1 protein-coding gene is annotated in these 398 nt (G+C 69.6%); it reads left to right on the top strand.

All coding sequences use genetic code 11. From position 1 onward, the window contains the following. A partial coding sequence (locus EN845_RS33985; RefSeq protein WP_135931283.1) for a winged helix-turn-helix domain-containing protein occupies positions 1-398 on the top strand: 398 nt, incomplete at both ends.

Genomic DNA, 398 nt, shown 5'->3' with positions numbered 1-398 from the left:
CTCACCGAGGATGAAAGCCCGGTCTATCGCCGTCTTGCCGACGCGATCGCCGAACGCATCGCCGCGGGCACGCTTGCCGTCGGCGACCGGCTGCCGCCGCAGCGCGAGATCGCGCGCGCTTTGGGCATCAATGTCACGACCGTGACGCGGGCGCTCTCCACCCTGCAGGAGCAAGGTCTGCTCGAAGCGCGCCCCGGGCGCGGCACGACAGTCGCCGCCCGCGACGCGGGCGAGAAGCCGGGTTTCGTGTCGGCGCCGAGCGACCAGAGCGGTATCATCGACCTCTCGGTCAACCGGCCGGCTACCTCCGCCTATCTGGATGCGGTAGCCGCTCTGCTGCCACGCCTTTCCAAGGATCGCCACTACGCCTCGCTGCAGGATTATCACCCGCCGGAGGG

The sequence above is a fragment of the Mesorhizobium sp. M8A.F.Ca.ET.202.01.1.1 genome (assembly GCF_004791595.1).
Lineage (GTDB): Bacteria > Pseudomonadota > Alphaproteobacteria > Rhizobiales > Rhizobiaceae > Mesorhizobium.
Note: the sequence above shows the minus strand (reverse complement) of the source record. Positions and strands in the feature narration are given on the sequence as shown.